Annotated in this window: 23 protein-coding genes and 1 pseudogene; 9 read left to right on the forward strand and 15 right to left on the reverse strand. The window is 73.9% G+C overall.

The window, feature by feature from the left end:
* Positions 1–4 precede the first annotated feature (4 nt).
* Positions 5–1,099 (forward strand): DUF5925 domain-containing protein, encoded by a 1,095-nt coding sequence (locus ACZ4V6_RS15895; RefSeq protein ID WP_467827201.1) that lies wholly within the window; start codon positions 5–7, stop codon positions 1,097–1,099.
* A 218-nt stretch (positions 1,100–1,317) separates the two neighbouring features.
* Here ACZ4V6_RS15895 and ACZ4V6_RS15900 read toward each other — a convergent pair whose 3' ends face one another.
* The gene (locus ACZ4V6_RS15900; protein ID WP_467827204.1) at positions 1,318–1,686 is read right to left on the reverse strand and encodes a GntR family transcriptional regulator; all 369 of its coding nucleotides are present in this window, start codon (positions 1,684–1,686) and stop codon (positions 1,318–1,320) included.
* A 234-nt stretch (positions 1,687–1,920) separates the two neighbouring features.
* Between ACZ4V6_RS15900 and ACZ4V6_RS15905 the strand changes: the two are divergent.
* Both ACZ4V6_RS15905 and ACZ4V6_RS15910 read left to right on the forward strand, forming a co-directional pair.
* A pseudogene (locus ACZ4V6_RS15905) lies at positions 1,921–2,055 on the forward strand (GNAT family N-acetyltransferase); the annotation flags it as partial.
* The gene (locus ACZ4V6_RS15910) at positions 2,036–2,536 is read left to right on the forward strand and encodes a ribonuclease FAU-1 family protein (RefSeq protein ID WP_467827206.1); all 501 of its coding nucleotides are present in this window, start codon (positions 2,036–2,038) and stop codon (positions 2,534–2,536) included. The pseudogene ACZ4V6_RS15905 and the gene ACZ4V6_RS15910, both read left to right, overlap by 20 nt.
* A gap of 12 nt (positions 2,537–2,548) precedes the next feature.
* Here the strand turns inward: ACZ4V6_RS15910 and ACZ4V6_RS15915 are convergent, their stop codons facing one another.
* Positions 2,549–3,196 carry a class I SAM-dependent methyltransferase gene (locus ACZ4V6_RS15915; protein WP_467827208.1) on the reverse strand — a complete coding sequence of 216 codons (648 nt, stop codon included), beginning with the start codon at positions 3,194–3,196 and terminating at the stop codon, positions 2,549–2,551.
* 112 nt (positions 3,197–3,308) lie between these two features.
* Between ACZ4V6_RS15915 and ACZ4V6_RS15920 the strand changes: the two genes are divergently transcribed.
* The gene (locus tag ACZ4V6_RS15920; protein ID WP_467827211.1) at positions 3,309–3,443 is read left to right on the forward strand and encodes a hypothetical protein; all 135 of its coding nucleotides are present in this window, start codon (positions 3,309–3,311) and stop codon (positions 3,441–3,443) included.
* A 25-nt stretch (positions 3,444–3,468) separates the two neighbouring features.
* Here ACZ4V6_RS15920 and ACZ4V6_RS15925 read toward each other — a convergent pair whose 3' ends face one another.
* Positions 3,469–3,918 (reverse strand): GNAT family N-acetyltransferase, encoded by a 450-nt coding sequence (locus ACZ4V6_RS15925; protein ID WP_467827214.1) that lies wholly within the window; start codon positions 3,916–3,918, stop codon positions 3,469–3,471.
* Positions 3,919–4,086: 168 nt separating this feature from the next.
* Between ACZ4V6_RS15925 and ACZ4V6_RS15930 the strand changes: the two genes are divergently transcribed.
* Positions 4,087–5,136: a lytic polysaccharide monooxygenase auxiliary activity family 9 protein gene (locus tag ACZ4V6_RS15930; protein ID WP_467827216.1), complete on the forward strand. Its 1,050-nt coding sequence runs from the start codon at positions 4,087–4,089 to the stop codon at positions 5,134–5,136.
* 78 nt (positions 5,137–5,214) lie between these two features.
* On the opposite strand, the gene ACZ4V6_RS15935 is transcribed toward ACZ4V6_RS15930, so the two are convergent.
* Together ACZ4V6_RS15935 and ACZ4V6_RS15940 are read right to left on the reverse strand one after the other, a co-directional pair.
* Complete coding sequence (locus tag ACZ4V6_RS15935) at positions 5,215–6,078, reverse strand: esterase/lipase family protein (protein WP_467827218.1); 864 nt, start codon at positions 6,076–6,078, stop codon at positions 5,215–5,217.
* 172 nt (positions 6,079–6,250) lie between these two features.
* Complete coding sequence (locus tag ACZ4V6_RS15940) at positions 6,251–6,697, reverse strand: MarR family winged helix-turn-helix transcriptional regulator (protein WP_467827220.1); 447 nt, start codon at positions 6,695–6,697, stop codon at positions 6,251–6,253.
* Positions 6,698–6,797: 100 nt separating this feature from the next.
* Between ACZ4V6_RS15940 and ACZ4V6_RS15945 the strand changes: the two genes are divergently transcribed.
* Together ACZ4V6_RS15945 and ACZ4V6_RS15950 are read left to right on the forward strand one after the other, a co-directional pair.
* Positions 6,798–7,172 carry a cupin domain-containing protein gene (locus tag ACZ4V6_RS15945; RefSeq protein ID WP_467827223.1) on the forward strand — a complete coding sequence of 125 codons (375 nt, stop codon included), beginning with the start codon at positions 6,798–6,800 and terminating at the stop codon, positions 7,170–7,172.
* A gap of 124 nt (positions 7,173–7,296) precedes the next feature.
* Entirely contained in the window at positions 7,297–8,355 is a 1,059-nt protein-coding gene (locus tag ACZ4V6_RS15950) for an ABC-2 transporter permease (RefSeq protein WP_467827225.1), read from the forward strand.
* 131 nt (positions 8,356–8,486) lie between these two features.
* Here ACZ4V6_RS15950 and ACZ4V6_RS15955 read toward each other — a convergent pair whose 3' ends face one another.
* From ACZ4V6_RS15955 to ACZ4V6_RS15990, 8 genes are all read right to left on the reverse strand, one after another.
* Positions 8,487–9,569, reverse strand: a complete 1,083-nt coding sequence (locus tag ACZ4V6_RS15955; RefSeq protein WP_467827226.1) for a S1 family peptidase — start codon at positions 9,567–9,569, stop codon at positions 8,487–8,489.
* A 311-nt stretch (positions 9,570–9,880) separates the two neighbouring features.
* Positions 9,881–10,792: a S1 family peptidase gene (locus ACZ4V6_RS15960; protein WP_467827228.1), complete on the reverse strand. Its 912-nt coding sequence runs from the start codon at positions 10,790–10,792 to the stop codon at positions 9,881–9,883.
* Positions 10,793–11,003: 211 nt separating this feature from the next.
* Positions 11,004–11,789, reverse strand: a complete 786-nt coding sequence (locus tag ACZ4V6_RS15965; RefSeq protein WP_467827230.1) for a DUF1684 domain-containing protein — start codon at positions 11,787–11,789, stop codon at positions 11,004–11,006.
* 4 nt (positions 11,790–11,793) lie between these two features.
* Positions 11,794–13,092 (reverse strand): NtaA/DmoA family FMN-dependent monooxygenase, encoded by a 1,299-nt coding sequence (locus ACZ4V6_RS15970; protein ID WP_467827231.1) that lies wholly within the window; start codon positions 13,090–13,092, stop codon positions 11,794–11,796.
* Complete coding sequence (locus tag ACZ4V6_RS15975; protein ID WP_467827234.1) at positions 13,089–14,177, reverse strand: LLM class flavin-dependent oxidoreductase; 1,089 nt, start codon at positions 14,175–14,177, stop codon at positions 13,089–13,091. Before ACZ4V6_RS15975 ends, ACZ4V6_RS15970 begins: the two co-directional genes overlap by 4 nt.
* Positions 14,178–14,239: 62 nt before the next feature.
* Positions 14,240–15,001 carry an amino acid ABC transporter ATP-binding protein gene (locus ACZ4V6_RS15980; protein ID WP_467827237.1) on the reverse strand — a complete coding sequence of 254 codons (762 nt, stop codon included), beginning with the start codon at positions 14,999–15,001 and terminating at the stop codon, positions 14,240–14,242.
* On the reverse strand, positions 14,998–16,785 hold the full coding sequence (locus tag ACZ4V6_RS15985) for an FAD/NAD(P)-binding protein (RefSeq protein WP_467827240.1): 1,788 nt from the start codon (positions 16,783–16,785) through the stop codon (positions 14,998–15,000). The genes ACZ4V6_RS15980 and ACZ4V6_RS15985 overlap by 4 nt, the downstream gene beginning before the upstream one ends.
* Positions 16,782–17,639 (reverse strand): amino acid ABC transporter permease, encoded by an 858-nt coding sequence (locus ACZ4V6_RS15990; RefSeq protein ID WP_467827243.1) that lies wholly within the window; start codon positions 17,637–17,639, stop codon positions 16,782–16,784. Before ACZ4V6_RS15990 ends, ACZ4V6_RS15985 begins: the two co-directional genes overlap by 4 nt.
* Before the next feature lie 396 nt (positions 17,640–18,035).
* Between ACZ4V6_RS15990 and ACZ4V6_RS15995 the strand changes: the two genes are divergently transcribed.
* On the forward strand, positions 18,036–18,983 hold the full coding sequence (locus tag ACZ4V6_RS15995; RefSeq protein ID WP_467827246.1) for an ABC transporter substrate-binding protein: 948 nt from the start codon (positions 18,036–18,038) through the stop codon (positions 18,981–18,983).
* An 18-nt stretch (positions 18,984–19,001) separates the two neighbouring features.
* Here ACZ4V6_RS15995 and ACZ4V6_RS16000 read toward each other — a convergent pair whose 3' ends face one another.
* Positions 19,002–20,177, reverse strand: a complete 1,176-nt coding sequence (locus tag ACZ4V6_RS16000) for a DUF5685 family protein (protein ID WP_467827248.1) — start codon at positions 20,175–20,177, stop codon at positions 19,002–19,004.
* A 291-nt stretch (positions 20,178–20,468) separates the two neighbouring features.
* Between ACZ4V6_RS16000 and ACZ4V6_RS16005 the strand changes: the two genes are divergently transcribed.
* Positions 20,469–20,906 carry a cell division protein SepF gene (locus tag ACZ4V6_RS16005; RefSeq protein WP_467827251.1) on the forward strand — a complete coding sequence of 146 codons (438 nt, stop codon included), beginning with the start codon at positions 20,469–20,471 and terminating at the stop codon, positions 20,904–20,906.
* A gap of 39 nt (positions 20,907–20,945) precedes the next feature.
* Here the strand turns inward: ACZ4V6_RS16005 and ACZ4V6_RS16010 are convergent, their stop codons facing one another.
* The gene (locus tag ACZ4V6_RS16010) at positions 20,946–22,139 is read right to left on the reverse strand and encodes an acyl-CoA dehydrogenase family protein (RefSeq protein ID WP_467827253.1); all 1,194 of its coding nucleotides are present in this window, start codon (positions 22,137–22,139) and stop codon (positions 20,946–20,948) included.
* Between the last annotated feature and the right edge of the window lie 40 nt (positions 22,140–22,179).

Genomic DNA, 22,179 nt, shown 5'->3' on the forward strand with positions numbered 1-22,179 from the left:
CGGCATGTCCGTGAACCCGCACGACGCCCTGCCGATCCGGCTCAACGTCGACGACAGCGACTCCCCCTCCGACGTGGTCGACGCGCTGTTCCTCGGCCGTTTCGCCACCGGCGAGCAGCCGTTCGCGCACGCCGCGAACATCGACCGCGTGCGGTCCGGGGCGACGCTGCTGCCGCCCGGCGCGCGCGTGCTGCGCGTGGCCCGCGACGACGACCGCAGCGCGACCCTGGCGGAGGGCGACGGCTGGACGCTGCTCGTCTCGCGCTGGAACCGGGGCGCCGACGTCACGGTCACGGCGACCAGCGCGGACCTGGCCGAGAAGGTGCTCGGCGACGCGACGGACGGCGCGGCGGACGAGCCGGAACCGCAGCCGGAGAACGTCACCATGGGCTTCTGGTACGTCTCCCCGCGGCGGGGCCCGCACCGCACCACCCGGCAGATCTCGGCCGGCACCTGGGACGAGGTCCGGGCCAACTACACCGCGCCGGTCGCCCGGGCGATGGACGGCCTGATGAGGACGACCCCCGAGGACATCGCGGGCCGGCTGCTGCTCCTGCACGGGCCGCCGGGCACCGGCAAGACGTCGGCGCTGCGGACGCTGGCCCGGTCCTGGCGGGACTGGTGCCAGGTGGACTGCGTGCTGGACCCCGAGCGGCTCTTCTCCGACGTCGGCTACCTGATGGACATCGCCATCGGCGAGGAGGACGCGTCGGGCAAGGACCGCTGGCGGCTGCTGTTGCTGGAGGACTGCGACGAGCTGATCCGCGGCGAGGCCAAGCACACCGCCGGGCAGGCCCTGTCGCGGCTGCTGAACCTCACGGACGGTCTGCTGGGCCAGGGCCGCAACGTCCTGGTCGGGGTGACGACCAACGAGGACCTGGAGCGGCTGCACCCCGCCGTCGTCCGCCCGGGCCGGTGCCTGGCCCGCATCGAGGTGGGCCCGCTCACCCGCCGGGAGGCGGTGGACTGGCTCGGCACCGAGGAGGGCGTCGGCCGGGAGGGCGCGACGCTGGCGGAGCTGTTCGCGCTGCGCCGGGGCACCGCGCCGACCGCGCTGCCCGAGCCGCGGGACGGCGCGGAGGCGGGGTTGTACCTGTAGCCGTTCGACGGGGACGTGCCCCTGTTCGCCGGCACGTCGGGCCGGCGTCGCCGGGCCGGGCGGGACGTCCCGCACCCGCCCGGCCCGTCACTCGTGCTCCGGCCCGGGGGCAGCGCCCCGAAGGGGCGCGGGGCTGGGACGCGGTGCGGCTCCGCCGCGTGAGCGCGACCGGCCCCGACGCACGCGCGGACGGGAGACCGGCCCCGCCACGACGGCGCTCAGTCCTCGTGAGCGGCCCGCAGCGCCTGCCGCACCGCGGCCATCGCGTCCTCCTGCGTGACCCCCAGCCGCCGGGCCCGCTCGGCGTAGACCCGCGCGGCGGCCGCCACCTCCCGCTCCGCCGCGGAGCCCGCCGCGGCGACGAACGTGCCGTTGCGGCCCCGCGTCTCGATCACGCCGTCCGCCTCCAGGGCCCGGTACGCCTTGGCGACCGTGTTGGCGGCGAGCCCCAGGGACTCGGCCAGTCCGCGCACCGTCGGCAGCCGGTACCCCACCGGCAGCGCGCCCGAGCGCGCCTGTTCGGAGATCTGCGCGCGCACCTGCTCGTAGGGCGGGGCGCCGTCGTCGATGTGGATCTTCAAGGTCACCCGGCGATTGTCCCGCACCCGCCGGAAATCCGGAGGCACCGCGGCTGCGGTCCCGCGTAGCGTGCGGCCCCATGACCGTCATCGTGCGCGATCTGCGCCCCGGAGGGCGGGCCGACCCGGAGGGCTTCGCCCGGGTCCGGCACGCTGCCCTGCCGTACATCCTGTTCATCCTGGAATCGATCGTCCACGTCCTCACCCGGACCCGTCCGGAGGCGCGGTTCCGCTCCCTGGTCGCGGAGGAGGACGGCGAGGTGCACGGAGGCCTTCACGGGCAACGACACCGGCGACGGCCCGATGCCGGCCGTCGACAAGGGGCTCGGGTACGAGGTCTGCGCGACGGAGGTGCGGTATGTCCGTGAACTCGGCTGACGCACCGGCCCGGGTGGACGTGGTCCTCGTCAAGGCGGGCCGTACGAAGATCCGTTACCCGAGTGAGCTGCTGGGCGACGACGGCACCCGCGTCGTGGTCCGTGCGCCCTGGGCCGGTGACGGCGTGCGCGACTTCGGCTTCGTCCGCTTCGAGGCCGGTGACGTGTTCACCGAGTACTACTGGCGCGACCGGTGGTACTCCGTGAAGGAGGTACGGGCCGGTTCGGGCGTGCTGAAGGGCTGGTACTGCGACGTCACCCGCCCCGCCGTGCTCACGGGCACGGAACTGGTCGTCGAGGACCTCGACCTGGACCTGTGGCGCTCCGCGGACGGCACGGACGTACGGCGGCTGGACGAGGACGAGTTCGCCGGGAGCGGCCTGGCGCAGCGGGACCCGCAGGCCGCCGGCGCCGCCGTGGCCGCGCTGGACGAGCTGGAGCGGCTGGCCCGCGGGGACGGCTTCACGGACCTGCTGGCGTAGGCACCGGCGGTTTCACGGGCCCGCCGGTGGAGGCGTCGGGGACGGCCCGGGCAGCGCGACCACCGCGTACCGCTCGTCGTCGACCTCCTTGCCCCACAACGACGGGTCGCCGGACAGCCGTTCCACGCGGACCCGCCCGCCGAGCGGGGCGAGGAGACCGGTGAGCCGGCCGGCGGGTATGCCGACCGGGACGACGCTCCCCCACACGCCCTCGACGAGGACCAGCCGGCCCCCCGGCCGCAGCAGCCCCCGCCAGTGCTCCAGGACGCGGCCGGGATCGGGCAGCGTCCACAGCACGTGCCGGACCAGGACGGCGTCGAAGCGCCGCCCGCCCACCGGCGGCGCCCCCGCGTCACCGGTCAGGAACGTGGCGTCACGGCCGGCGAGCTTGGCCCGGGCCAGCTCCACCATGGCCGGGGACAGGTCGACGCCGGTCACGCGGTGCCCCTGCTCGGCCGCGAGGAGCGACAGGCTGCCGGTGCCGCAGCCCAGGTCGAGGACGTCCCCGGGCCGGGCGGGCAGCCAGGTCCGCAGCCGGTCGGCCCAGGCCCGGCGCACGCCGGGGTCGCGCAGCCCGTGGTCGGGCTCCTCGTCGAAGGCCGCCGCCCTGGAGTCCCAGTCGACGCTCACCGCGGTCGTCCCGTCACCGTCGTCCGTCATGTGCCCCACAGTGACATCCACCACTGACAACGGTGCATCGATGAGTAACTCTCGGGGAAGGGGTCTACCTCCGTGAGAACGCGGAACCCGGTGGATCCGTGAGGAGGCAGCCATGCGCCGTCTGTCCGTGCAGAAGCCCCTGAAGAAGACCGACGCCCGCCGAGTCCGTGAGGAGGCCGACGAGCGCCCCGCGGGGCGCCCGGAGGTGCGCAAGGACATCGCCCGCACGTGGTGGCCGGAGAACTGACCGGGACGTCCGGCCGTGAGACGCGTCAGAGCAGCCGCTTGCGGTAGTGGACGCGGTCGTAGGGACCGTCCACCCGGCGCTCCACGACCTCGTAGCCGTACTTCGGGTAGATCCGCCGGTTCTCCCACATCAGCGCGTTCGTGTAGAGCCTGACCTCGGGCAGGCCCAGGGCACGCGCGCGTGCGTCCACGAACCGCAGCAGCCGCCGCCCCACCCCCGCGCCGTGCGCGTCGGGGTGGACGGCGATGCTGTCGAGGAAGAGGTGGTCCTCGAACGCCTCCAGCACCACGAGGCCCACGACGGGTCCGCCCGTGACGAACACCTTTCCCGCGGCCACGTCCGCCGCGTGGTCCGCCTCCATGGGCTGCGGCACGACCCCGATGCGCTCGATGTAGGGACGGTACGCCGCGTCGGTGACGGCCTCGACCGCGGGCACGTCCGCCGCGGTCGCCGCTCTGGTCTCCTCGTTCGTCATGGGGCGAACGGTAGTTACCTGAGCGCAGTCTGAGCACTCCCTTAACGCGACCATAAGGATCACCGGCACCCGCTTCCAGCAGGGGATCTCGCGGTTTCCAGGGGCTAGCTTGCTGATCACCCCACGGGTTCCGGCCCATGTCCCAGTGACCGTTCCGAGGAGTTCCCCATGCCCGCGTCCCGCAGGGTCGCCGCCACCGTCGCCGGCCTCGCCCCGCTCGCCCTGACCGCGCTGGCCGCCGCGCCCGCGTCGGCGCACGGCTCGATGGGCGACCCGGTCAGCCGGGTGTCGCAGTGTTACGCCGAGGGCCCAGAGAGCCCGAAGTCGGCCGCGTGCAGGGCCGCGGTCGCGGCCGGCGGCACGCAGGCGCTCTACGACTGGAACGGCATCCGCATCGGCGACGCCGGCGGACGGCACCGGGAGCTGATCCCGGACGGCAGGCTGTGCAGTGCGAACAGCGAGGAGTTCAAGGGGCTCGACCTGGCCCGCGCCGACTGGCCCGCGACCGGCGTGAACAGCGGTTCGTACACCTTCAGGTACCGCGTGACCGCCCCGCACAGGGGCACGTTCAAGGTCTACATCACCAAGCCCGGCTACGACCCCGCGAAGCCGCTGGGCTGGGGCGACCTGGACCTGTCCGCCCCGGTGGCGTCGGTCACCGACCCGGTGGCCTCGGGCGGCCACTACACGTTCTCCGGCACCCTGCCCGAGCGCACCGGCAAGCACCTGCTGTACGCGGTCTGGCAGCGTTCGGACAGCCCGGAGGCGTTCTACTCCTGCTCGGACGTGTCCTTCGGCGGTGACGGCGGCGGCAGCGCGAGCGGCGACGCGGAGGGCGGCGCCGCCCCGGTGCCGTCGGCCTCCGCACCGTCCGAGGAGCAGATCGCGGCGGCGGCCGGCAAGTCGACGATCGAGCACCACGGGCACGGCGACCAGGACGCCGCGACGACGACGGACCCGGCCGGCCCGGCCGCCGCTCCGGCCACGCCGGCCGCCGGGGCGGCCCCGGAAGAGGCCCCCGGGGCCGCCCCGGCCGGGGGTGAGCCCGACGAGGTCCGGGCCGCCGGCGCCGGCACCGGGGACCTCGCCGAGACCGGCGGCGACAGCGGCACCCCGTACATCGCCGCCGGCGGTGCCGCCGCCCTGGCGCTCGGCGCGGCGGTGCTCTTCGCGTCGGTCCGCCGGCGGGCGCCGGGCGGCGGCCGGCACGGTCGCTGACCGGGGACCACGGGGGAACGCGGGGCTTGTCCGGCGGCTCAGGCCGGGCAAGCCCCGCGCGGTGTGCCGGCGCCCGGGTCAGCCGAGGGCCGAGGCGCAGGTGGTGGGGGTGGCGTGCGCCGGGTCGAGCGCGTTGGCCACCTCGTGGAAGGCGATCCGGTCGAACAGTCCGATCGCCAGGTGCTCGGACAGGTCGAGCGGGCACAGGTCCTGCAGCAGGACGTTGCGCACGCCGGGCCCGCTCAGGTACTGGCTGCGGTACGGCGTGACCACCTCGTCGTACCGGGTGGCGAGGACGGTGTAGCGGACGCCGGGCACGGTGTCGCCGCCCTCGTTGAGCTTGGTGAGGACGTCGGAGCCGGCGACCTGGTCGGCGAGGGCCGGGGTGTGCTCGTTCAGCAGGTCCTCGGCGCCGGGGAAGTACGGCAGCAGGTGCGTGAGGCCGGACAGGGTGGTGCCGTGGTTGCTGGGCGCGATGCCGACGAGGGCGTTCACCTTGCCGGCTCCGCCGAGGAACTTCAGGTAGTACCGGGGCATCATGCCGCCCTGCGAGTGGCCGACGATGTCGGCCTTCGCGGCGCCGGTCGCGGCGAGCACCTCGTCGACGTGGGCGGAGAGCTGCCCGGCCGACTTCTCGACCGGCCCGAGGCCGTGGAGGAGCGGGACGCCGGGCAGCTGCCCGTAGTCGAGGGAGAAGACGCAGTAGCCGCGGTTGGTCAGGTAGGGCGCGAGGCCCAGCCAGTTGTCGACGGAGTTCCCGAAGGTGCCGTGGACCAGGACGACCGGGCGGGGGTGGGCGGCGGACGGCTTGCAGGTGTAGTCGTTCCAGCCGCTGCCGGGGCGCGCGTCGGCGGCGTGGGCGGTGGTGGCGGGGACCAGGGCGGCCGCGGCGGTCAGCAGCAGCGCGGCCAGGGGTCTGAGCACTCGCTTCCAGGGCAGCATCGGGTGATCTCCTTGCGGACCGAGGGGGTGCGACGGCATGACGCCCTGTGATCCGGATCACGGGATGCTGTTCACCCGTCAAGTTACGGGCGAGTAGCGCACGTGTGAAGCTACGCGTCGGCAAAAACTTCCCGTGGTGGCCGACGCCGACCGTTCCGCAGGTGGGAGGCGGTCACCAGAGGGGCCGGACGGGCCCGTCGGGCGCGACGCGGGCCAGGAGCCCTCGCAGCGCGCGGACCCCGTCCTCGTCGATCACGTCCGCCCACCCGCGCACGGCCTCGGCCGCCGCCTCCTCGGCGGCCCGTGTGCACGCCCGCCCCCGCTCGGTCAGCACGACCAGCCGGGCCCGCGCGTCGACGGGGTGCGGCCGGCGTTCGGCGTACCCCTTGCGGACGAGTTCGTCGACGAGCTGGCTGGCGGCCTGCTTGGTCACGCCGAGGTGCGCGGCGAGGTCGGTGGCCGTCGCGCCGTCCGGGGCGAGCCGGGCGAAGGCGAAGCCGTGGGCGGGCCTCAGCCCTTCGAAGCCGCGGGCGACGACACCCTCGTGGATGCGCTGCGTGAGCCCGCCGGCGGCGGCGAGCAGGGCGACGGACAGGGCCATGGCGTCGGAGTTCTGCACGGGGGCATTGAAACACCCTTGACGAAACGGTCAAGCAGCTTGACCATAAGGGCGACAGGAGAAGTCAAGCAGCTTGACTATTCAGTGCGAGGAGTCCGCCATGCCCGTCGTCCGCTCGTCCGAGGGTGTCACCCACGAGATCCACGGCGTCCGCTTCGTCTCGTACGCCGCACCCCGCACCGGCAGCGAGGAGCTGTGCGCCTGGCGGGGCGAGATCCCCGCGGGGGCGAAGGCGCCCGCGCACACCGTCGGCCGGGAGGAGACCTTCCACCTGCTCACCGGCGAGCTGCTGATCACCCTCGACGGCCGCACCGAGCGCGTCGCCGCGGGCGACACCGTGATCGTCAGCCCGGGCGCGACCCTCGCCGTGGAGAACCCCACCGACCGGACCGCGACGTCCTGGGTGACGACCTCCGTCGGCCTGGAGGCCGAGCTCGCCGACGGCACCCGGATCACTCCCCCGTGGGCCAACTGATCCGCGGGCACCCCGGACCGCCGGCGCCCCCGGCCTCGCCGCGCACCGTTTCGAACGCGTGCGCGACATCCGTTCAGCCCCTCCCCGCCTGCACGAGCCCTTGTGCGCCCCGACCGTGGGGGGCATGGCGCACACCCCGGGCACCGACACGCGAACCCGCTCCTTCCTCGACGAGGTCAAGGACGCCGTCACCCCGCGGGCCACCGTGCTCGTCCTCGGCGTGGTCGCGCTCCAGCTGCTGTTCATCGCCTCCTACGTGGGAGCGCTGCACGACCCGAAGCCGAAGGACGTGCCCTTCGGCGTGGTCGCGCCCGGGGCGGCCGCCGGACGGACGGTGGACCGGCTGGAGCGGCTGCCCGGTTCGCCGCTGGATCCGCGCACGGTGGCCGACGAGGCGAGCGCCCGGCGGCAGATCATGAACCGGGACATCGACGGCGCCCTGATCGTGGACCCCCGGGGCAGCCGGGACACCCTGCTGGTCGCCACCGGCGGCGGCACCGTCCTCGCCACCACCCTGGTGGGCATCACCACGAAGCTCGAGGAGGCCGAGGGACGCACCGTGCGGACCGTCGACGTGGCCCCGGCCTCCGCCCACGACTTCGACGGACTGTCGTCCTTCTACCTGGTCGTGGGCTGGTGCGTCGGCGGTTACCTGTGCGCCTCGATCCTGGCGATCAGCACCGGCGCCCGGCCGGCCAACCCGCGCCGCGCGGCGATCCGGCTGATCGTGATGGCGCTGGTGTCGATCATCGGCGGACTGGGCGGCGCGGTGATCGTCGGGCCGGTCCTGGGGGCCCTGCCCGGCAGCGTGGTGGACCTGTGGGGGCTCGGCACGCTGATCACCTTCTCGGTGGGCGCCGCCACGCTCGCCCTCCAGGGCCTCTTCGGGATCGTCGGTATCGGGCTGGCGATCCTGCTGGTGGTGATCGCGGGCAACCCGAGCGCGGGCGGCGCCTTCCCGCTGCCGCTGCTGCCGCCGTTCTGGAAGGCGATCGGGCCCGCGCTCCCGCCGGGCGCGGGGACGTGGGCGGCCCGCTCGATCGCCTACTTCGAGGGCAACGCCGAGACCGCCTCCCTGCTGGTGCTGTGGGCGTGGGCGGTCGCGGGGACGGTGATCACGCTGCTGGCGGCCGTGCTGCGCCGCGGGCGGCAGGAGGCGGAGCTGCCCACCCGGGCCGGCTGACCCGCGCGGCCGGGCAGGCCCCCCGCACGCGTGCGGACGTCCCGCCCCTCGCGCGCGGGACGGGACTCCACGGGTGCGTGCGCTCAGCCGGTCACGGGTGCGTGCGCTCAGCCGGTCACGGGTGCGTGCGCTCAGCCGATCTGCGTGCCGGTGGCCGACAGGGCCTCCGTCACCGGCTGGAAGAAGGTCTGCCCGCCCGCGGTGCAGTCGCCGCTGCCGCCGGAGGTGAGGCCGATGGCCTTGTCGCCGGAGAAGAGCGAGCCGCCGCTGTCGCCGGGCTCCGCGCAGACGTCGGTCTGGATCAGGCCGTTGACGATGTCGCCGTTGCCGTAGTTCACGGTGGCGTCCAGGCCGGTGACCGTGCCGTCGTGCACCTGGGTGGTGGAGCCGCTGCGGGTCACCTCCATGCCGACGGTGGCCTCGGCGGCGCCCGAGATGGCCCGGGCGGAGCCGTCGTAGAGGTTCACCTCGCTCGGGTGGTCCACGCCGGCGGTGTACTTGACCAGGCCGTAGTCGTCGTCCGGGAAGCTGGAGACCTCGTTGTGGCCGATCACGGTGCCGGAGGAGTCCGACCAGCCGGAGATGGACTCGGTGCAGTGCCCGGCGGTGAGGAAGTACGGCTCGCCGCCCTTGGTCACGTTGAAGCCGAGCGAGCAGCGCCCGCCGCCTCCGGTGATGGCGTCGCCGCCCGCGACGAAGGGTCTGTACTCGCCCTCGGTCCGCTTGAGTTCGGCCTTGGCGCCGAGCCCGTCGACCACCTCGGCCAGCTCGGCCCACTCGGCCTCGGAGACCGTGCGGTCGGCGGTGACGACGACCTTGTTGGTGATCGGGTCGGTCGCCCAGGAGGTGCCCGGGACGGCCGCGTCCTTCGCGAGGGTGGTGCGCGCGCCCTTCAGGTCGGCGAGCGAGTTCTCGACGATTCTCGCCTCGGCGCCGGCCTCCTGCGCGGTCCGCGCGGCGGCCCGGTCGAGCACGTTGACGACGAGGCGTTCCGCCCGTGCGTCGTAGTACGTGCCCGCCGCGTCGGCGCCGAGGTCGCCGAGCAGCGTGGAGGCGAGCTTTCCGGCCGCCGCGACCGACAGGGTCGCGGGCTCGGGGGCCTTCGGGGACTCGCTGGCGTTCGCGCTCTGGAAGGTGACTCCCGCGGCGACCAGTGCGGCGATGCCCGCACCTGCCACGACCGCCCGCCGCCCGGGTATGCGTCGGTGCTTCAACTCACGTCCTCCTGTGGGGGGTCGGCCCGGGAGGCTGTGGGGACCTCACGGACCGGAAGGCTGGTTGACGAGCGCCAACTCTTCCCACCGCCCAGGCGGCGCACAAGGTCGACCGCAGGACGCGTGCACGACAACTCCAGCGCGGTCACACGACCTTCACCGGCCATGTCCCCTCCCGGAGGATCCGCGGAGCGGATCGCACCGCGGACACCACGGGCGAGCGGCCCGGCCGGGCCCGGGCATGGGGGAGCCCCCGCACGCGGGCTGCGTGCGGGGGCTCGTCGCGCTGCCGGCTGCGCTGTGGGACGGCCTCAGTAGACGCTGACGCCGTAGGCGCTCAGGGCCTCCGTGACCGGCTGGAAGAACGTCGTGCCGCCGGAGGAGCAGTTGCCGCTGCCGCCGGAGGTCAGGCCGTACGCGACGCCGTTGCTGCCGTAGAGCGGGCCGCCGGAGTCGCCGGGCTCGGCGCAGACCGTCGTCTGGATCAGCCCGGAGACGATGTCGCCGCCGCCGTAGTTGACGGTGGCGTTCAGGGCGGTGACCCGGCCGCTGTGGGTACCGGTGGTCGAGCCGTCGCGGATGACGGTGGTGCCCACGCTCGGGGTGGCCGCGCTGGTGATGTCCACCCCGCCCGCCGTGCCGGGCTTGCTGACGGAGGTGTTGGTGTACCGCACGATGCCGTAGTCGTTGCCCGGGAAGCTGGACCCGGCCGTGGAGCCGAGGACCGTGGTGCGCCCGGAGTTGGAGTACCAGGTGCCGGCGCCGTCGGTGCAGTGACCGGCGGTCAGGAAGTACTGGGTGCCGTTGGAGGCGCGGACGTTGAAGCCGAGGGAGCAGCGCCAGCTGCTCGCGTAGATGGCGTCGCCGCCCTCGATGAGCTTGTTGAACGTGCCGGGGGTGCGCTTGATCGTGAGGGCGCCGGCCTTGTCGCCGGCCTGTTCCTTGATCTTCGCGATCTCGGCCTGGGTGACCGTGCTGTCGACGGTGACGAGCACCCGGCCGGTCTTGCCGTCGACGGCCCAGGCGGTGCCGGGGACGTCGGCCTGGAGCACAGCGCCACTGACGCTCTGGAGTTCCGCGCCGCTGAAGGTGGCGGGGGCGCTGTCGGACGCGTTCGCGCTGGGGACCGCGATCGCGGCCGCGGCCACGAGGCCGGTGGACACGGCGATCAGCCGGGTGCGTCTCGTGATGCCGCTGCGGGAGTTGGTGCGCTTGATCCTCACTTTTCGTTCCTCCACGGGGGAAGTCGGGGGCCCTCTTCGTGGGGTCGGGGGCCCGTGAGGCGCAGCCGGGGGCCGGGCGTCCGGGTTCCGGATACGCCGTGCCCCTGACAAGCGCTGAGGTTGGAGTATTCGGCCGAACGGCCGGTCGGCGCAAGGGTGCCTTTCGGCCTTCGGCCGCCGACCGGCCGTCTCCGTCAACGCCCGCGAAGGATCAGAGCAGTTCGCGCTCCCCCGCCTCGATCCCGGCCTCCAGCGTGTTCCCCGGCGGCGGGAAGGGGCAGATGAAGTGGTCGGCGAACGCGCACGGCGGCAGCAGGGCGCGGTTGAAGTCGACCGTCGTACGCCCCTCGGCGTCCGGTGCGCCGGGGCGCAGGAACCGGAAGCGATGACTGGTGCTCCCGCTGGTGGCGTCCGCGAACACGGCCCACAGCGAGCCGTCCTCCTCCACGGTCACCTGGAGCGTGTGGTCCCGGCCGTCCAGCGCGAAGGCCAGTTCCCCGCCGAGGCCGAGCCCGCGCTCCCGCCCGTCCGCGTTCGGCACCCGCACGCTGCGCCGCCCGGTGTCGTACGGCGTGAAGCGCCCCGGCACCGACCAGCGCGGATCGTAGGGCGTGGCCGCGATGCCGCGGAACGCGTGCCGCGCTCGGGCGGCCGGGTCGAAGTCGCGCACCCCCCAGGCGCCCTCGCGGACCAGGACGACCAGGCGCCGTTCGCCGTACGCCACCCGGGCCGCGCTCGCCGGACCCGGGTCGGCCGCCAGCCGTGCCACGCCGTCCAGGGGCCGGCCGTCCACGGTCAGCCCGTCCGCCCCGGCGGCCGTCAGCACCACGGCGTCGCCGTCCGCCGCCCAGGTCCCCGGAATGTCCGGAAGCCGCCCGTCCGGATAGTCCTCCAGCCAGTGCGTGCCGGTCAGTGCGAGCGGTCCGTGGGGCGCCGAGACCGCCGCCACGCGCTGCTCGTGCCAGCGCTTCCACTCGTCGGGTGCGTCCGTCGTCATGCGGTCAACCCTTCCACACCGGTTCGGCCAGACCGAGGTGCGAGCGCAGGGTGCCGCCCTCGTACGCCGTACGGAAGACGCCCCGTTCCTGCAGCAGCGGCACGACCCGGTCCACGAACTCGTCCAGCCCGCCTGGGGTCGGATGCGGTACGAGGACGAAGCCGTCGGCGGCGTCCCGCGCCACGAACGCCTCCAGTTCGGCGGCGACCGCCCCGGGGGTGCCGACGAAGGACTGCCGGGCACCCGCCTCGATCACCGTCTGCCGGACGGACAGCCTCTTCTCCTGCGCCAGGGCCCGCCGCTTCCCGGCGATCGCCGTGCTGCCGCCCTGCCGGGTCCGCCCCCGGCCGAGCTGCGGGTCCGGCACCGGATCGGTGCCAGGCAGCGGCCCGTCGGGGTCGTACGCGGACAGGTCCCCGCCCCGGATCCGCTCCGGCGTCGGGATCGCGGTCTGCGGGGAGACCTGCTGCCGCCGGATCTCCGCCGCCCGCTCGCGCGCCTCGGCTGGGGTGTCCCCGAGGACGACGGTGACGCCGGGCATGATCTTGAGGTCGTCCGGGCTCCGGCCGTACCTCGCCAGGCGCCGTTTGACGTCGGCGTAGAAGGCGCGGCCCGCCTCCGAGGTGCCGTGCCGGGTGAAGACGACGTCGGCCGAGGAGGCGGCGAACTCCCGGCCCTCGTCGGAGTCGTCCGCCTGGATCACCACCGGGTGCCCCTGCGGGGAGCGGGGCAGGGCGAACTCGCCCGCGATGTCGAAGTGCCGTCCGCGGTGGGCGAAGGGGCGAGGGGTGCCGTCCGGGGTCCAGGAGTCCCACAGCTCGCGGGCGGTGGCCACGAACTCGGCGGCGCGGGCGTACCTCTCCGAGTGGTCCAGGAAGCCGCCGCGCCGGAAGTTCTCGCCGGTGGCGGCGTCGGAGGAGGCCACCACGTTCCAGGCCGCCCGGCCGCCGCTGAGGTGGTCCAGGGTGGCGAGCCGGCGGGCGAGTTCGTAGGGCTCGTTGAAGGTGGCGTCGGCCGTGGCCGCCAGTCCGAGGTGTCCGGTGACGGCGGCGAGCGCGTTCAGCACGGTCAGGGACTCGGGGCGGCCGACCACGTCCGGGTCGTGGATGCGGCCCTCGTGCTCGCGCGGCCGCGGCCCCTCGGCGAGGAGGAGGAAGTCGAACAGGCCGCGTTCGGCGGTGCGGGCGAGGTGCTCGAAGGAGGCGAAGTCGATCTGCGGCCCCGAGCGGGGGTCGGCCCGGACGGTGGTGTCGCCGGCGCCGGGGAAGTGCGCGGCGAGGTGCATCCTCCTGCGCGCGGTCATGACGCTCCTCCTGCCGCGGCCGCGACGGCGTACCGGTTGGCGGGCCGGGCGAGTCCCAGGTGCTCCCGGAGCGTGCTGCCCGGGTAGAAGGTGCGGAACAGGCCCCGGTGCTGGAGCAGGGGGACGGTGCCGTTGACGAGCCGCTCCAGGTCGCGGCGCGGTTCGGCCGGCGTCAGGTGGAAGCCGTCGACGGCGCCGTCCCGGTGCCAGGCGGCGACGAGTTCCGCGAGGTCGACGGGTCCGCCGCGGTACAGCGGACCGCGCGGGGTGGGCCGGGGCCCGCCCCCGCCGTGGGCGGGCTCGGCCGCGTACTCGCCGTCCCCGAGGTCGACCTCCAGGGCCGCGAGGACGCGCAGGGCATCGGGGTCGCGGCCGTGGGCGGCCGCCGAGTCCCGCAGGCCGGCCCGTGCCGCGGCGGCCTGCGCGGGGCTCGCGGTGCGGACGAGGGCCACGTCGGCGTACCGGGCCGCGACCGCGCGGGCGGGTCCCTCGGTGGCGTCGACGACGCGCACGGGGTGGCCCTGCGGGGGCCGCGGCACGACGGAGGGGCCCCTGACCGAGAAGTGGGTGCCGGTGAAGTCGACGTGGTGCAGCTTGTCCCGGTCCACGAAGCGGCCGGTGGCCACGTCCCGGATCCCGGCGCCGTCCTCCCGGCTGTCCCACAGCCGCGCCGCCACGTCGGCGGCCTCGCCGGCCTCCTGCCACAGGACCTCGGCGGGCGCGGCGTGGCGCCGGCCGAAGAGGCGGGCCTCGCCCTCGGTGGTGGACACCGCGATCCGCCAGCCGGCCCGGCCGCGGCTGATCCCGTCGAGGGTCGCCACGGCGGCCTGGACGTGGAAGGGCTCGGTGTGGGTGGTGGTGACGGTGGGGACCAGACCGACGCGGCGGGTGGCGGGCGCCACGCGGGACAGGACGGCGAGCGCGTCCGGGCCGGGGCGGCCGAAGCCGTCGTCCAGGGTCACGAAGTCGAGCGCGCCGCGTTCGGCGAGCCGGGCCGCGTCCACGTAGGGGCCGGCGTCGTACACCGACCGCTGGTCGAGGGCGGCGGCCAGGTGCAGGAGGCGCCGGCCGTGGGATGAGGTCATGCGGAGGAACCCTTTCCGGCGAACGGTGTCAGCGGGTCTCGCGGAGAGCGGGCGGGCGGGGGTCACAGGACCTTGGAGAGGAACGCCCGGGTGCGCGCGTGGCGCGGACGGTCCAGGACGTCGCCGGGCGGGCCCTGCTCGACGATGCGGCCGTCGTCCATGAAGACGACCGTGTCGGCGACCTCGCGGGCGAAGCCGATCTCGTGCGTGACGACGATCATGGTGGTGCCCTGCCGGGCCAGGTCCCTGATGACGTCGAGGACCTCGCCGACCAGCTCGGGGTCGAGCGCGGACGTCGGTTCGTCGAACAAGAGCAGCCCGGGCTCCAGGGCCAGCGCCCGCGCGATGGCCACCCGCTGCTGCTGGCCGCCCGACAGGTGCCGGGGATAGGCGTCCGCCTTGTCGGCGAGGCCCACCCGGTCCAGGAGCCGGAGCGCGGACTCGACGGCCTCGCGGCGGGGCCGTCCCAGCGCGGAGACCGGCGCCTCGGTGATGTTCTCCAGGACCGTCAGGTGCGGGAAGAGGTGGAAGTTCTGGAAGACGAAGCCGATCCGGGTGCGCTGTCTGAGCACCTCGCGCTCGGGCAGCTCGCGCAGCCGGTCGCCGGTGCGCCGGTAGCCGATCAGGGCGCCGTCCACGCTGATCACGCCCCGGTCGACCTTCTCCAGGTGGTTGACGGTGCGCAGCAGCGTGGACTTGCCGGAGCCGGAGGGGCCGAGGATCACGGCGACCTCGCCGCTGCGCACGGTGAGGTCGATGCCCTTGAGGACCTCCAGGGCGCCGAAGCTCTTGTGGACGGACCTGATGTCGACCATGACGCTCATCGCGTGGACTCCTCGAGTCGGGGGCGGGGGTCCGCCACGGGACCGGTGGGGGTGTGCAGGAAGGCCAGCACGGCCCGTGCGGTGGCGTCGTTCTGCCGGAACGCCACCCCGCCGGTGCGGGGCCGGGTGAACGCGCCGGAGCCGCGCGCGTCGGTGTGCGGACCGAGCGCGAACCGCCTCGGGTGCGGCCGGCCGGACCGGTCCAGGACCCGCCCGTCGGACCGGTCGACGGCCAGCAGCCCGTCGGGGGTGGCGGCGGCCCCGTCGGCGTGCAGCGCGCGCAGCAGCGGGTCGCGGGTCCGCTCCACGGTGGGGTGCGGCAGCCGCGCCTCGACCAGGGCCCGTGCCTCGACGACGGAGCCCGGCACGCTCGCGCCGGACGCCCGGAAGACACCGTCCTCGGCGGTGACCGTCATGCCGGCGCCCAGGAAACGGACCACGCCGGCCCGGTTCAGCGCGAGCAGGTGGCGCAGCCGGGGGGCGGGCGGGCCGGAGGCGAGGTGGCTGAAGAAGCCGTGCCACCAGCCGCCGACGTCGCCGAGCCGGACCAGTTGGCCGTAGACGGAGAGCAGGGCGAGGAAGACGGCCAGGTCGGGGCTGTGGGCCGGGTCGTGACGGCGCCGCAGGTCGTCCTCGACGTACCGGCGCAGCCCCTCCTGGAGCTCGTCGTGCGTGCCGTGGCGCACTCCGTCCAGGGGCCGGTCGAGGGCGGCGAGGTCGAGCCGGTCGGCGGGGTCGGGCACGGCGGCGGCGACGAGGCCGGCGCGTCCGGCCCGGTCCGCGGTGGCGTACCGGGACTCGAAGGCGGGCCAGGTGCCGGTCACCCGCTCGGGGTGCGCGGTGAACAGCCGGTGGTAGTGGGCGTAGCCCAGTTCCTTCTCGACCAGCGGCCACACGTCCCGCCGGAAGTCGAAGCCCTCCGGCCGGGCGAGCAGCGCGTCGACCTCGGCGGGCCCGAGGAACCGTGGCAGCGGGGGCCGGTCGCCGGTCCAGTCGTAGCCGATCTTGGCGTGGTAGGGCACCCCGCGCCGCGAGCCGACGTACAGCACCGGCTCCCGGCCGGACGGCACGTACGCGTCGTCGTCGTACCGTCCGCCCCTGCCCTCGGTCAGCAGCACCATCAGGTCGACGAAGGCCAGCCCGAAGCCCCGGACGAGGACGGGTTCGCCGGGGCGCAGCGCGGACAGATCGCTGTCGGCGGTGAAGTCCGGCGGCAGGTGGACCAGACGGTGGGCGCGGGCGTACGCCGCCAACTCCCCCTGTTCCTCGTCGGGTTCGGCGTCGAGGTGGCCGAGGGTGAGGACGACCAGGTCGGCGAGGAGGGGGAGGGCGCGGCCCTGGAGCCACACCCGCTGTCGTCCCTTCCGCGGGCCGTCGACCCGCACCGCGCGCCGGGCGTGGTGGTACACCACGAAGCCCGGGGGCAGACCGGCCACGGCACGCTCGTACGCCCAGCGCAGGTACGCGCCCTGCACCCGGCGGCCGGCGAAGGTGCGGCCGTCGAGGCCCGCCCACTCGTGCAGGGTGGGGCCCGGCCGCACGGGCCCGGCCATCTCCACCGTCTCGTCGGTGAACATGGTGACGTCCTCGGCGTGCGAGTTCATCCACAGCAGCGGCGACTGCTCCTCGCGCCAGATGCGTCCGGCGCCCGGCGGGTGCGGGTCCACGAGGTGGATGTCGAGTCCCGAGTCCCCGTACACCTCGGGCGCGTTGGCGGCGATGCGCTCCAGCAGGCCGGTGCCGCGCGGTCCGGCGCCGACGATCACCAGCGCGGGCCGGGTCATCGGGTGCGCTCCGTGCCGCGCGCGTAGTGCTTCTCGACGTAGTACTGGCCGGCGCCGAGCACCGAGGTGACGACGGTGTACCAGACGGTGGCCACCATCAGCAGCGGGATGACCTGGTAGGTGCGGTGGTAGACGAGCTGGACCGAGTAGAGCAGGTCCTGGACGGCGATGACGCTGACGATGGAGGTGCCCTTGAGGGTGCCGATCAGCATGTTGCCGGCCGGCGGCACGATGGAGCGCATCGCCTGCGGGAGCACGATCCGGCGCCACCGGCGCCATCGGCCGAGGCCGAGTGCCTGGGCGGCCTCGATCTGGCCCCGGTCCACGGAGAGGATGCCGCCGCGCACCACCTCGGCGGCGTACGCGGCCTCGTGCAGGGTCAGGCCGATGATCGCGACGGTGACCGGGCCGAGCAGGTCGACGGTCCTCACGCCGAGGACCCGCGGGTACAGGGCGCCGATGTTGAACCACAGCAGGAGCTGCACCAGGATCGGTATCGACCGGAACAGCCACACGTAGCCCCAGCTCACCGCGCGCAGCACGGGGTTGGCGGAGAGCCGGAACGCGGCGAGCAGCGTGCCGAGCGCGAAGCCGAGGACCATGACGACGGCGGTCAGCCAGAGGGTGAGCCACAGGCCGCGCAGGACGGCGTCGGAGGTGAAGTAGTCGGCGACGACGTCCCACTGGAAGGCGTCGTTGCGCAGGACGGAATCGACGGCCAGGCCGAGGAGGACGAGGACGGCGACGGCGGCCGTCCACTGGCCGATGCGGCGTTGCGGGACGATCCGCGGGACGTCCGCCTTGTCCGGGGCGTCCGGTACGGCGGCGGGTCGGTCGAGGGTGTCGGAGGACATGCGAAGGCTCCGTGACATCGAGTCAGTCGGACACGGTGGGTGGTGCCTTCACACGGCCGAGCCCCTCAGCAGAGCCGTGCGCCGAGAGTACGGGGCGGTTTCGGTCCGCTGTCAAGGCCGTCCACACTGTGAGCCACGCGTCTCAAGTCGTTGACGCGGAACCGGATGCCTGTTCCACTTGGCCCATGCATCCGCAGCAGTGGCTGGTCACGCGCTCCCACATCGACTTCGGTCGAGTGTGGTCCTCTTCCTGTTGAGCCGACCCCCCTGCCTGCCCTGATCGTCCGACCCGGGTCGGGCCTTCGCGGGTTTCCCGTCTTCCCTTCGCAGCCTTCACACGCGCGCCCTCCCCTCGTGCCGCCCCCTGCCTTCTTCCGCTCCCAGGAGACCACTGACATGCGTACGCCCACGCGTGCCCGAAAAAGACTTTTCGCACCTTTCGCCCTGATCACCTCGGCGGCCCTGCTCCTCACCGCGTGCGGCTCCGGCGACCCGTCGGGGGAGGTCGCGGGTGCGGCGGCCGGCTCCGACGCGGTCCCCACCACGGACGTCGTCTCCGGCGTCCGGGAGAACCCGGCCGCCGTGGGACTACTGCCGCCCGGCACCAAGGACGTCACCCTCGCCGTCAGCGTCGGCGGCACCCCGCCGGGCACCACCTACCTGTCCGACGGCAAGACGCTGACCGGCCAGGACGTCGACTTCGCGAACGCCGTCGCCAAGGCGCTCGGCCTCACGCTCAAGACCGAGCAGGCGTCCTTCGAGGCGATCCTGCCCGCCCTGGACAGCGGCAAGTACGACGTCGGCGCCGCCAACTTCGGCGTGACCGAGGAGCGGCGCAGGACGATCGACTTCGTGACGTACGTCAACGACGGCCAGGGCTTCGCCGCCCGCGAGGACAGCGGACTGTCGAAGGTCACCGACCTCACGCAGCTGTGCGGGCTCAAGGTGGCCACGGGCGCCGGCACCACCTTCGAGGCCACGCTGGAGGAGAACAGGCACCGGTGCGCGGACGCCGGCGAGAAGGCCTACGAGGTGCAGACCTACAGCGAGCCCGGCGCCCTGTGGTCGTCGCTCCAGCAGGGCCGCAGCGACGTCGTGATGTCCACGATCAACGGCCTGCGCTACGCGGTCGCCCACCAGCGGGGTCTGAAGTTCCTGAACGAGTTCCGCCGCCTGGACGTCGGCTTCGCGCTCAAGAAGGGGTCGAAGCTGGCGCCCGCCCTCCGGGCCGCGGTGAACGGGCTCATCGCCGACGGGACGTACGACAGGATCCTGAAGAAGTGGGGGACGACCCGCTCGGCGATCGCCGGGTCCGAGATCTCACCCCCCGAACTGAAGAACTGAGGGCGGGCCGACGGCTTCTCAGCAGTCGCAGCCGCAGTCACAGCCGTCGCAGCAGCACCCGTCGTCACCGCAGCAGTTGCTGCAGTTGCTGCAACAGTCACAGCAGTCGCAGCAGTCACCGCAGCTCTGGCACAGTCCTTCCCGGCGCTGCCTGGTCCAGGGGTCCTCGAACGTGCCGCAGCACATCTGGCACGTGCAGGCCAGCCCCAGCCACACGGCGCACCCCGCGAGCAGACCCCGCCGGTCGCGGCGCGGCGGCTCCGGAGGCATCGGCACGCCGGGGCCGCCCGGGACACCGGGCGGGGCGTACGGGTGGCTGCCGTGCGCGCAGGAGGGGGTGCCGAAGGCGCGGTCGACGGAGGTGCCCAACTCGTGCACCAGCAGCCGGTGCACCAGCCGGCCGTCGGTGAACTCGGCCTCGCGCAGCGCCAGCCGTATCCCGTGCACGGCGTCGTCGGCCAGCCGGCGCGCCTCCGTGCGCGGGGTGCCGGTGGCGGTGAGCGGGTTCCAGGCGCCCGACGCGGCGTCGGCCTCCTGGTCCTCCACGGCGTCCAGGAGATGGGCGAGCCGGCCGAACAGGCGGCCCGCCTCGGCGAGCGGCCCGGCGTTGTGCGGCCGTCCGGCGAGGTGGGCGGTGTGGGCGAACGCGGCGGCGGTCGCGGTCTCGGTCGGCTCGGTGACGGTGAGCAGAGGCGTGCCGGGCCCGGCGAGCGCCTCGATGCCGGTCTGCCGGTCCACGGCGTCGAGCAGGACGGCGGTGTCGAACCCGACGGCGCCGCCGCTGCGGTGGCCGGCCGCGTCCCAGCCGGCGGCGACCCGGCGGGCGGCGCGGGCCACCGGCCGCCGGGCCAGCAGCCCGTCCCCGTCGGCGACGTGGTCGCGCACCTTCGCCGAGGCCAGCACCAGGGAGACGGCCGCCGCGAGCCGGGCGCCCTCACCGTGCGCGACGGACGCGGTGCGCATCCCGCGCAACGGGCACGGCCCCGCCGTGCGCCGGCCGGCGCCCGTGCCGCCCCGCTCGGCCTGAGCCTCCGTCAGAACCGATATGAGCAGCCCGTCATAGTTCGTCACGATCCGCGCGAACTGCCCGTGGTCCTTGCGCAGCGCGAGGCACAGCCCGCACAAATGCGCCATCCACTGACTGGTGAGACTCTCTCCGAGCCGATGCCTGCAAGGCCTGACGATTCCGAACACGACACTCCCCCGTGGGTTCGTACGACGCTGAGCTGCGGCATCGTACCGACAGCCGTGTTCACCCGTCCGCACCCTCACTCACCCGTCCGCCGGGAAGAATCATATTTCACTCACGGTCAGCATCCGTTTGGGAAACGGCCCTTGGGACACAAGGACTCTCGACGGATCCGCTGTGCACCAGTACCGTCACAAACCCCCCGCGCGGCGTCTATCCACTTGGCGCGACGTCCGCATCATGGATGACCATAGGGATGCGGAAGACACGAAAGACCGCTGTGAGAGGAGGCGTCCATGGGATCGGTACGCAAGGCGAGTGCGTGGCTCGGCCTCGTCGACGACAACGATGACGAGCGCTACTACGACGACGACTACTCCGAGGGCACGGAGTCCCCGGACGCCTGGGTCACGGACCCGCGGGTGAGGGTGGCCTCGGACGTCGCCGAGGAGAAGGGCCGCCGGATCGGCACGGTCACCCCGGACAGCTTCCGGGACGCCCGCGCCATCGGCGAGCTGTTCCGGGAGGGTGTCCCGGTCATCATGAACCTGACGGCGATGGAGGGCACCGACGCCAAGCGCGTCGTGGACTTCGCGGCCGGGCTGATCTTCGGCCTGCGGGGTTCGATCGAGCGGGTGTCCACCCGGGTGTTCCTGCTGAGCCCGGCCGACACCCAGGTGATCAGCGGCGACCCGGCCGCATACCGGTCGGACGGCTTCTTCAACCAGAGCTGAGGCGGGGCCGCGCACCACGGCCCCGTCCCCGCCCGCGCCTCACCGGAAGGCGTCGAGTCCGGTGAGCGCCTTGCCCAGCACCAGCTGGTGCATCTCGACGGTGCCCTCGTAGGTGAGCACCGATTCCAGGTTCGTCGCGTGCCGCATCACGGGGTACTCGAGGGAGATCCCGTTGGCGCCGAGGATCGTGCGGGCCGTGCGGCAGATGTCGATGGCCTCGCGCACGTTGTTGAGCTTGCCGAAGCTGACCTGCTCGGGACGCAGGCGGCCGGCGTCCATGCGCCGCCCGAGGTGGTGGGCGAGCAGGATCCCCTTGTGCAGTTCGACCGCCATGTCGGCGAGCTTGGCCTGGGTCAGCTGGAAACCCCCGATGGGCCGCCCGAACTGCTCCCGCGACGTCGCGTACTCCAGGGCCGCCTCGAAGGAACTGCGGGCCGCGCCCATCGCGCCCCAGACGATGCCGTAGCGGGCGTGGGAGAGACAGCTGAGCGGTCCGCGCAGACCGGTCACCTCCGGCAGCACGGCGTCGGCGGGCAGCCGTACGTCGTCGAGGACGAGCTCGCTGGTGACGCTGGCCCGCAGGGACCACTTGTGCTTGATCTCGGGGGCGGAGAAGCCGGGGCTGTCGGTCGGCACGACGAAGCCGCGGACGCCCTCCTCGGTCTGCGCCCAGACGACGGCGACCCCGGCCACCGACCCGTTGGTGATCCACATCTTGCGGCCGTTGAGCACCCAGTCACCGCCTCCGTCGCGCTTGGCGTGGGTGCGCATGCCCGCGGGGTCGGAGCCGTGGTCGGGCTCGGTCAGCCCGAAGCAGCCGATCACCTCGCCGGCGGCCATGCGCGGCAGCCAGGTCCGCTTCTGCTCCTCGCTGCCGAAGCGGTGGACGGCGTACATGGCCAGGGAGCCCTGCACGGAGACCAGCGAGCGGATGCCGGAGTCGGCCGCCTCCAGTTCGAGACAGGCCAGCCCGTACTGCACGGCGGTCGCGCCGGCGCAGCCGTAGCCCTCCAGCGACATGCCGAGCGCGCCGATGGAGCCGAGCTCGCGGGCGAGGTCCCGGATGCCGGGCAGCTCGCCCTTCTCGTACCACTCCGCGACGTGCGGCAGCACGCGGTCGGCCGCCCAGCCCCGCACGGTGTCCCGGATCGCCAGGTCCTCCGGCTCCAGCAGGTCGTCGATGCCGAGGGGATCGGCGGGGTCGAAGGCGGGCAACTTGGGGGACGAGGCCATGGGACACCTTCCGGGGCAGATAAAACTAGCGCTGCTAGTC

Source organism: Streptomyces sp. NPDC029152, assembly GCF_055564355.1.